Source organism: Pseudomonas sp. AGC41, from assembly GCF_057334555.1.
The window spans coordinates 1-9417 of the sequence record NZ_JBHFJB010000088.1 but is presented as its reverse complement, the minus strand read 5'-3'; the positions used below and the strand labels follow the sequence as shown (position 1 = coordinate 9417).

Here is a 9417-nt window from a genome sequence, read left to right as displayed (position 1 = left end):
GTGGCGAGGGAGCTTGCTCCCGCTGGGCTGCGCAGCAGCCCCAAAAAAACCGAACAAAAATCAGCCTGACTCACCGAAGCCGGTTTGTCATTCGTTCCCGCGACTACTCACCTCCGCCGGCACGTCATCCCCCGCCATGCGCTTGCGGAACAACGCCGCCCGCGCCAGCAGCAGGGTGGTCACCGGTACCGTGATGGACAGCAGGATCGGTATCAACCAGGCATGCAGTACCGGCCCGGACTTGATCGCGGAAAAGTAGATGATCGAGGCGAGGGCAACGCACCAGGCGCCCAGCGTCGACGCCAGGGCAGGGGGGTGCATGCGCTGGAAATAATCCTTCAACCGTACCAGCCCGACTGCCCCGAGCAGGGCGAACAGGCTGCTGGCCACCAGCAGGATTGCCACTGAAATTTCCACCCACATCGACAGCTCCATGGTCATTCGATCACCTCCCCACGCAAGAGGAACTTGGCCAGGGCAAACGAGCCGACAAAGCCGAACAGGGCGATCAGCAGCGCGGCCTCGAAGTAGGTGTCACTGGCATAACGGATGCCCAGCACCAGCATCATCAGCATCGCGACGATGTACAGGTAGTCGAGGGCCAGGACCCGGTCTTGTGCCGAGGGGCCTTTGAACAGGCGCACCAGGGTCAGGACCATGGTCAGCGAGAACAGGAACAGGCTCAGCAGGATGGCGTTGGACAGCAACGGGCTCATTCGAAAATCTCCATCAACGGGCGCTCGTAGGTGGCCTTGAAGTGCGCTATGAATGCGCCTTCATCCCCCAGATCGAACACGTGCATCAACAGGATGCTGCGGTCCAGCGCCAGCTCCGACCAGACCGTCCCGGGAATCACCGTGGTGATCATGGAAAGCACCGCCAGGCCATTGGCATCGTGCAGGTCCAGCGGCACCTTGACGAAACGGGAGCGAGGCGGGCGGCGTCCGGCGTTCAGTACGCCCCAGGCGACGGCCAGGTTGGACACCAGCACATCGCGTCCCACCCGCAGGAACAGCCGCAGCATGACCCCGGGCCGGCGGATACGAATGGGCCGCGGCCGCAGTGGACGCATCATCAACGGCGCCAGGAAACCCAGCGCCGCGCCCAGCAGCAGGTGGCCAGCACTGACGGACAGGTTCAACAGCAGCCAGAGCAGCCACAACGCCAGCGACAACCAGGGGGCGGGGAACAGGCGCTTCATGGCTGCACCGCCTGCACTGCGGTGTCGACTTGCGGGTTGGGGACCGCGCGGGTGCCAAGTACCGCCATTACGTAATGTTCGGGCGTATTCAAGGCGTCGGCGGCGGACTGGGTGTAGCGCAGCAGCGGCTCCGCCTTGAAGGTCAGGGCGATCCCCAGGCCGAGCAGCGCGATGATCGGCACGCATTCGAACGGCCGCAACAGTGGCGACGGCCGCTCCTGTGGCGTCCAGAAGCGCTGGATGCCCAGGCGCGAGAAGGCGATCAGCGCGGCGAGCCCGGACAGGATCAATAGCGCCAACAGGCCCCAGGCGGCGCCAGAGACGGGCGTGTCGGTACTTGTTCCGAGGCCTTGGGGGTTGAGCAGTGCGCTGAGCAAGCCGAGTTTTGCGATGAAGCCGGAAAGCGGTGGCATGCCGATAATCAGCAGCGCACAGGCGATGAAGCTCAGGCCGAGGAAGGCCATGGTCCAGGGGATGACTTGGCCGACTACGGCTTTCTGTTCGTCGTCGAGGTTGATGCCTTTGGGCGGCTGCAGCGATTCCAGCGGTCGCGGTAGGCTGTCGAGATCGTCTTCCAACGGCAGATCATTGGCCGAGCGTGAACGCTCGATCAACTCGGCCAGCAAAAACAGCGCGCACAGCGCCAGGGTTGAGCTCACCAGATAGAACAGCGCCGCCCCCACCAGGTTTGGCTGGGCAAAACCGATGGCTGACAGCAGGATGCCGGCCGAGACCAGGATACTCAGGCTGGCCATGCGCTCCAGGCGTTGGGCCGCGAGGATGGCGATGGCTGCGCAGGCGATAGTGGCCAGGCCGCCGTAGACCAGCCAGTCAGCGCCGAAATAAGCCGAGGCGCCGGCCTGACCGGAGAATAGCAAGGTCCACAGCCGCAGGATGGTGTAGACGCCGACCTTGGTCATGATCGCAAACAGTGCCGCCACCGGCGCACTGGCCGCACTGTAGGCCGGCACCAGCCAGAAATTCAGCGGCCACATGCCGGCCTTGGCCAGGAACGCCACCGCCAGGATCGCCGCGCCGGCGTGCAGCAGGCCGCGGTCGGCTTCCGGCACCAGGGGCACCTTCAAAGCCAGGTCGGCCATGTTCAAGGTCCCGGTGACGCCGTAGATCAGAGCTGCGCCAATCAGGAACAGCGACGAGGCCAGCAGGTTGATGGAAATGTAGTGCAGCCCCGACGACACCCGCGCCCGGCCCGAGCCATGCAGCATCAGGCCGTAGGACGCGGCCAGCAGCACCTCGAAAAATACGAACAGGTTGAACAGGTCCGCCGTGAGGAAGGCCCCATAAAGCCCCATCAGCTGGATCTGGAACAACGCATGGAAACTCGCTCCGGCCCGGTCCCAACGCGCCATGGCGAACAGCAGCGCGCAGACGCCAATGATGCCGGTCAGCACCAGCATCAGCGCCGACAGACGATCGACCACCAGCACAATGCCGAACGGCGCCTGCCAGTTGCCGGGCAGATACACGCCAATGGACGCGGGCAGCGCCTGCTCCTGGGTCCAGCGCAACAACAGCACGGCGACGCCCAGGCCCAGCAGGCTGGAGAACAGGTTGATCCGCGCCTTGAGCGGGCGGTGCTTTTCGCCGAGCATCAGCATCAGCGCGGCGGTCAGCAACGGAAGCAGGATGGGCGCGGCGATCAAGTGCGGCGTCAACGTCATTCCTTCGGCTCCCGACCGTCCACATGGTCGGTGCCGGTCAGTCCCCGGGACGCGAGCAGGACGACGAGGAACAAGGCAGTCATGGCGAAGCTGATCACGATGGCGGTCAGCACCAGCGCCTGGGGCAACGGATCGGTGTAGTGCAGCAGGTCCTGGGGCACGCCGTCCTTGATGATCGACTCCTTGCCGATAAACAGGCTGCCCATGCTGAAGATGAACAGGTTGACGCCATACGACAGCAGGCACAGCCCCATGACCACCTGAAAGGTCCGCGGCCGTAGCACCAGCCAGACACCGGAGGCGGCCAGTACGCCGATTGCGATTGCGATGACTTCTTCCATCAGGCGTTGGCTCCTTTGAGCGGGGCGACGGGTTTGGCGTGCAGGCCCGGCTTGTGGGCGCGCACCGACTGGTGGGCCAGGGCGGTGAGAATCAGCAGGGTCGAGCCGACCACCACGGCATACACGCCGATGTCGAAGAACAGCGCGCTGGCCAGGTGAATATCCCCCAGCAGCGGCAATTCGAAATGCCAGGTATGCGTGGTCAGGAACGGATAACCCACCGCCAGCGCCCCCAACCCCGTGGCGCTGGCGAACAGCAGCCCGGTGCCCATCCAGCGCAGCGGTCGCAGGCTCATCTGCGCCTCGACCCACTGGGTGCCGGCGACCATGTATTGCAGGATGAACGCCACCGACATCACCAGCCCGGCCACGAAGCCGCCGCCGGGTTGATTGTGGCCGCGCATGAACAGATAGAACGACACCACCAGGGCAATCGGCAGCAACAGGCGAACCAGCACCGACGGCACCATCATGAAGCCCAGCGCGGTATCGCTGGCGTGGCGCGGGTTGACCAGGTCGGTGACCACGTCCGGCGCCAGCAGCCGTTGTTGCGCCGGCAGTTGCATGCTTTCCTTCGGCGGACGGAAGCGCCGCAGCAGGGCGAACACCGCCAGGGCCACCGCCGCCAGCACGGTGATTTCCCCCAGGGTGTCGAAACCGCGGAAGTCCACCAGCATGACGTTCACCACGTTGCTGCCGCCGCCTTCAGGCAACGCGCGGCTGAGGTAGAACGAGGAAATGTCGTTGGGGGTCTGGCGCGTCAGCATGGCATAGGACAGCAGCGCCATGCCGCCGCCCACCGCGCCGGACAGCAGCAGGTCCCGCAGGCGCCGGATGCGCGCGCGCCGTTCGCTGTTGGGCCGGGGCGATACGTCCTCGATCCGCCGTGGCAACCAGCGCAGCCCCAGCAGGATCAGCACCGTGGTGACCACTTCCACCGCCAGTTGCGTCAGGGCCAGGTCAGGGGCCGAGAACCAGACGAAGGTCACGCAGGTCATCAGGCCGCAGACACTGACCATCGTCAGCGCCGCGAGACGGTGATACTTGGCTTGCCAGGCCGCGCCCAGGGCGCAGGCGATCGCCAGTACCCACAGGGTGACGAACACCACGGAGCCGGGAATCTTCGGCCGGTCGCCCCAGACCAGCGTGCTGTGCAGCATCGGGATCAGCCCGGCCAGGAGCGCCGCCAATACCAACAGGAACAATTGCGCCTGCAGGCGCCGAGTGCTGATCTTGCGCTCCAGCCGACGGCCGTGGCGCATCATCAGCACCAGGCAGCGTTCGAACAGGCGCTTGCCGCTGAGGCGGCCGATCAGCGGCGGATGCTTGATGTGGCCTTGCTTGAATTGCTTGCGCAGCAGCAGGTACAGGACGATGCCCGCGGACATCGCCACCAGGCTCATGATCATGGGCGCGTTCAGCCCGTGCCAGATCGCCAGGCTGTATTCCGGCAGCGGGCCGCCCACCACGGGGAGTGCGGCGGCGGCCAGTAACGAGCCGACCACCTGGGCCGGGAAAATCCCCACCAACAGGCAAGTGAATACCAGCAGCTCGACCGGCGCGCGCATCCAGCGTGGCGGTTCATGGGGCGTGTGGGGCAGGTCGCTGGCGGTGGGGCCGAAAAACACGTCCACGGTAAAGCGCAGGGAATAGGCGACGCTGAAAGTGCCGGCGATGGTGGCGATGATCGGCAACGCCAGCTCGACCCAGGCGGTGGCCGAGATAAACACCGTCTCGGCGAAGAACATCTCCTTGGACAGGAAACCATTGAGCAGCGGCACTCCGGCCATCGCCGCGCTGGCGACCATCGCCAGGGTCGCGGTGAACGGAATCAGCCGCACCAGGCCACTGAGCCTGCGGATGTCGCGGGTGCCGCTTTCGTGGTCGATGATCCCGGCGGCCATGAACAGCGAGGCTTTGAACGTGGCGTGGTTGAGGATGTGAAACACCGCGGCTACCGCCGCCAGCGGACTGTTGAGACCCAGCAGCAGGGTGATCAGCCCGAGGTGGCTGATGGTCGAATAGGCGAGCAGGCCCTTGAGGTCGTTCTGGAACATCGCGCAATAGGCGCCGAGCACCAGGGTGCAGGCCCCGGCGCCACCGACGAGATAGAACCATTCCTCGCTGCCCGACAATGACGGCCACAGCCGCGCCAACAGGAAGACACCGGCCTTGACCATGGTTGCCGAATGCAGGTACGCCGACACCGGTGTGGGTGCGGCCATGGCGTGGGGCAGCCAGAAGTGGAAGGGGAACTGAGCACTTTTGCTCAAGGCGCCGATCAGGATCAGCGGCAGCAGGACGGGGTAGAGGGCGTGGTCACGAATCAGGTTGCCGGCGGCCAGGACCTTGTCCAGGTCATAGCTGCCCACCACATGGCCGAGCAGCATTACCCCGGCCAACAGGCACAGCCCGCCGGCACCGGTCACCATCAACGCCATGTAGGCGCCGCGTCGGGCATCGGCGCGGTGATGCCAATAGCCGATCAGCAAGAACGAGAACAGACTGGTCAGTTCCCAGAAGAACACCATCTGGATCAGGTTGCCGGAGATCACCAGCCCGAGCATCGCGCCCATGAATGCGAGGAAGAACGCGAAGAAACGCGGCACCGGATCGTCCGGCGACATGTAATAGCGGGCGTACAACGACACCAGCGTGCCGATGCCCAGCACCAATAACGAAAACAGCCAGGCGAAGCCATCCAGGCGCAGCACGAAATTCAGGCCCAGGCTGGGCAACCAATCATATTGTTCGCGGATTACGCCGCCAGCGGCGATCTGCGGGTACCATAAGGCCACCTGAACAGTGCCGGCCAGGGCTACGAGGCCGGCCAACAGCGATTCGGCGTTACGGGCGTTATGCGGTAACAGCGCCGCGACACAGCTGCCGATGAAGGGCAAAAGCAATAGAACTATCAGTGACATAGGCTTCTATTCGGCAAAGGTTGTCCGGGATCATACGTGGCGTATTCCCGATCACCAACCGCCAGGGTGTCGCAGAATCCTACAGGGTAGATGGAAGTCTCCTGTTTTGCGTTGTTTCAGGTGGGGCTTTTGGGGCTGCTGCGCGGCCCAGCGGGAGCAAGCTCCCTCGCCACGGGATTTTGCTCGATCTGCGTCAGTCGGTTGTGAGGAATGCCTATTGCTCGCGCTCAAGCACCTCATCCACTTCGACAACGCCTTTGCTGCGCGTCTTCAGCTCACTGACAATCACCGCCGCCACGATCAACCCGGCGCCCACCAGGGCAATCGCCGGTAACCGCTCGCCGGCCAGCCGCCCGGCGATGCCGGCCCATACCGGTTCCCCGGCATAGATCAGCGTGGCGCGGGTCGGCGAGACGCTTTTCTGGGCCCAGTTCATTGCCACCTGGATCGCTGCGCTGGCGGCGCCCAGGCCGACGGCGCTGATCAACAGCAGCCAGGAAAAACCGGGAATCACTTCTTGGGTCGGCACCACCATCAAAAATGCCAGCACCGCCGTGCTTGCCAGTTGCACCACAGTCACCCGGCGCACATCGACCTGGCCGGCATAGGCGCTGATCAGGATGATCTCGGCGGCGATCGCGATCGCGCTGATCAGCGTGGCGATTTCCCCCGGACTGAAATTCAGTGACGCGCCGGCCGGGCCGGACACCAGCATCAGCCCGGTGAACGCGAGCATGATCCCGATGCTCGGCATCAATCCTGGCCGCCGACCCAGCACCAGCCACTGCAGCAAGGGCACGAAGGGCACATACAGCGCGGTAATGAACGCCGATTGGCTGCTGGGGATGGTTTGCAGGCCGACGGTCTGCAGGCCATAGCCGAGCATGATCGCTACACCGATGAAAGCTCCGGCCTTGAGTTCGAACCAGGTCAGGTCGCGCAGGTGCCGCCAGGAGAACAGCGCAACGAATGCCGCCGCAGCGGCAAAGCGCAGGCCGACGAAAAACATCGGTCCGCTGACCGTCATCGCATGCTGGACCAGCAGGAATGTCCCGCCCCAGATCATGGTGATCAGCACCAGCACGCATTCGGCCTTGCTGAACCGTGAGAAACGGGAGGAAGCTTGCGGAGAATTCACCAATGCCATGATCTTGCGCGCCACTTGAGGTGGACGCACAATGCGCCCGAACGAATAAGTTGGGCAGTATAATGCGCAACCCCGGCAGATGAGCAATATAGTGCACAAAGATAATGGCCAGCGGGCGTCCGTCCTGCAACATGTCAGCCAGAACGTCCGCCGCCTGCGGCATGCCGCGCAGCTCAGCCAGACGGCTTTGGCCGAGCTGTCAGGGGTCAGTCGGCGGATGCTGGTGGCCATCGAGGCCGGGGAGAAAAATGTCAGCCTGACCACCCTGGATCGCGTCGCTGAAGCCCTCGACGTGGCCTTCAGCGATCTTATCCAGGCCCCCGACGCGCGCGATCCGAGTCGTATCAATGAGCTGGCCTGGGCCGGTGCGATTGCAGGGAGCAAGGCCGTGTTGCTGGCCAAAGCCACCGCCAGCCGCGAGGTGGAGCTTTGGGAGTGGCGCCTGGAACCCGGCGAGCATTACCATTCGGAGCCCGACGCCGACGGTTGGAGCGAACAGCTTTACGTCTTCGAAGGCTGTCTGACGCTGCTGCTGGGCAGCGAAGAACGTCGAGTCGGAGCGGGCGAGTTTTTCATGTTTGCCAGCAACCAACCTCACGGCTATCGCAATGACGGCCTGGTAGCAGCGCGATTCGTACGCAACGTGGTGATTTGACTCCTGGAGAGCGGTATGGACGCAGCGCTGGATCAACCTGTGAACGGCATCACCCGCGAGGCCGACATCCTGATCATCGGCGGCGGCCTGAGCGGCGCCATGCTCGCGGCGCAATTGCTGCGCCTGCCGGGCCGGCGCGACGTGCTGATTGTCGAGCCGCGCAGCGAGTTGGGCCGGGGCGAGGCCTACAGCGCCGTAGAGCTGGGCCATACCCTTAACGGCAACGCGGCACGCATGAGCGTCGATCCGGATAATGCCGATGACCTGACCCAGTGGCTCACGGCGTTCATCGAGGCTGGCGGCTGGCCCGAGTCGGACCAACAGCATGTGCCGGTCAGCGAACTGTTTCCTCCGCGCGGAATGTTTGGCCTGTACGTGCAACAGCGTCTGTCCGAGGCCCAGTCGGTGGCGGCCTTGAATGGGTCCATGGCGGAGCATGTGCGCGGGGAGGCCGTCGACCTGCAGATCGTTGATCAAGGTGTGCGGTTGACGCTGGCTGATGGCAGCATCTTGCAGGGCCGTTTCGCGGTGCTGGCCACCGGCATGTTTGCCGCGGCGCGCACTCCGCAGACCGAATCCAGCGGCTTGAACAGTGCGGCACTGGATCCTTGGGATGTGACGGCCATGCGCCAACTCGAGCCGCAGTCCACGGTGCTGATCATCGGTTCCGGGCTGACCATGGTCGATGCCGTGGTGTCGCTGGAGCAGGCCGGGCATCGTGGGCCCATCGAGGTGTTCTCACGCCATGGGCTGTTGCCCCATGTGCGCCGGCAACCTCCGGCCTGGGTGGATTTCCTTGCCGAAGATCATGACCTGCGTTCGCCGTTGCAGCTGATGCGGGCGCTGCGCGAGCAATGCCGTCAGGCGCAAGCCCAGGGGATTGATTGGCAGGCGCCACTGGATACCGTGCGCGCGCACATCGGCCGTTTGTGGAGCCAGGCCAGCGATGTGCAGCGCCGACAGTACGTCCGGCATGTGCGGCCGTGGTGGGAAAGCCACCATCATCGTTCGCCTCCGTTGAGCGCAGAATTGGTGACGCGTCTGCAGGAAGAAGGGCGGCTGCGGATCCAGGCGGCCTCGTTCAAGGGGCTGGTGCCGGCTACCCAAGGCTCGGTAGGCATCCGCATCCGCCGACGCGGCGAAGCTGGACTGACGGTGATGCAAGGCGCTGCGTTGATCAACTCCAGCGGTATCGAATATGACTGGCGGCGCGTGGCGCGACCTCTGCCGCAGCAATTGCTGGCCCGAGGGCTGGTCCAGCCCGGTCCGCTGGCGCTGGGCATCGCCGCGCGTGCCGACGGCGCAGTGCTGGACGCCCGTGGCGAGCCGGTCAATCAGCTGTTCGCCATGGGCCCGCCATTGCGCGGAATGTGGTGGGAAAGCACCGCCGTGACGGATGTGGCGAGCCAGGCCAAGGCACTGGCCGCGCGCTTGGCTGGTTTACAAACCCAACGCTGAACCCTGTGG

The 9417-nt window shown here is 64.5% G+C and carries 9 protein-coding genes; 2 read left to right on the top strand and 7 right to left on the bottom strand.

Annotated elements, in window-relative coordinates:
- Positions 1-87: 87 nt before the first annotated feature.
- The 7 genes from ACE04F_RS16100 to ACE04F_RS16070 form a co-directional block, all read right to left on the bottom strand.
- Positions 88-441 carry a Na+/H+ antiporter subunit G gene (locus ACE04F_RS16100; protein ID WP_486108186.1) on the bottom strand — a complete coding sequence of 118 codons (354 nt, stop codon included), beginning with the start codon at positions 439-441 and terminating at the stop codon, positions 88-90.
- Positions 438-716 (bottom strand): K+/H+ antiporter subunit F, encoded by a 279-nt coding sequence (locus tag ACE04F_RS16095; RefSeq protein WP_186615355.1) that lies wholly within the window; start codon positions 714-716, stop codon positions 438-440. The genes ACE04F_RS16100 and ACE04F_RS16095 overlap by 4 nt, the downstream gene beginning before the upstream one ends.
- Entirely contained in the window at positions 713-1201 is a 489-nt protein-coding gene (locus tag ACE04F_RS16090; protein ID WP_486108184.1) for a Na+/H+ antiporter subunit E, read from the bottom strand. Before ACE04F_RS16090 ends, ACE04F_RS16095 begins: the two co-directional genes overlap by 4 nt.
- Positions 1198-2883, bottom strand: a complete 1686-nt coding sequence (locus ACE04F_RS16085; RefSeq protein WP_486108182.1) for a monovalent cation/H+ antiporter subunit D — start codon at positions 2881-2883, stop codon at positions 1198-1200. Before ACE04F_RS16085 ends, ACE04F_RS16090 begins: the two co-directional genes overlap by 4 nt.
- The gene (locus ACE04F_RS16080; RefSeq protein ID WP_486108180.1) at positions 2880-3224 is read right to left on the bottom strand and encodes a Na+/H+ antiporter subunit C; all 345 of its coding nucleotides are present in this window, start codon (positions 3222-3224) and stop codon (positions 2880-2882) included. Before ACE04F_RS16080 ends, ACE04F_RS16085 begins: the two co-directional genes overlap by 4 nt.
- Positions 3224-6148: a monovalent cation/H+ antiporter subunit A gene (locus ACE04F_RS16075; protein ID WP_486108178.1), complete on the bottom strand. Its 2925-nt coding sequence runs from the start codon at positions 6146-6148 to the stop codon at positions 3224-3226. The genes ACE04F_RS16080 and ACE04F_RS16075 overlap by 1 nt, the downstream gene beginning before the upstream one ends.
- 214 nt (positions 6149-6362) lie before the next feature.
- Positions 6363-7295 (bottom strand): DMT family transporter, encoded by a 933-nt coding sequence (locus ACE04F_RS16070; RefSeq protein ID WP_486108188.1) that lies wholly within the window; start codon positions 7293-7295, stop codon positions 6363-6365.
- Between the two features lie 91 nt (positions 7296-7386).
- Here ACE04F_RS16070 and ACE04F_RS16065 point away from each other — a divergent pair, with 91 nt between their 5' ends.
- Positions 7387-7950 carry a helix-turn-helix domain-containing protein gene (locus tag ACE04F_RS16065; RefSeq protein ID WP_434657111.1) on the top strand — a complete coding sequence of 188 codons (564 nt, stop codon included), beginning with the start codon at positions 7387-7389 and terminating at the stop codon, positions 7948-7950.
- Positions 7951-7965: 15 nt separating this feature from the next.
- On the top strand, positions 7966-9408 hold the full coding sequence (locus ACE04F_RS16060; RefSeq protein WP_486108175.1) for an FAD/NAD(P)-binding protein: 1443 nt from the start codon (positions 7966-7968) through the stop codon (positions 9406-9408).
- The last annotated feature ends 9 nt before the right edge of the window (positions 9409-9417 follow it).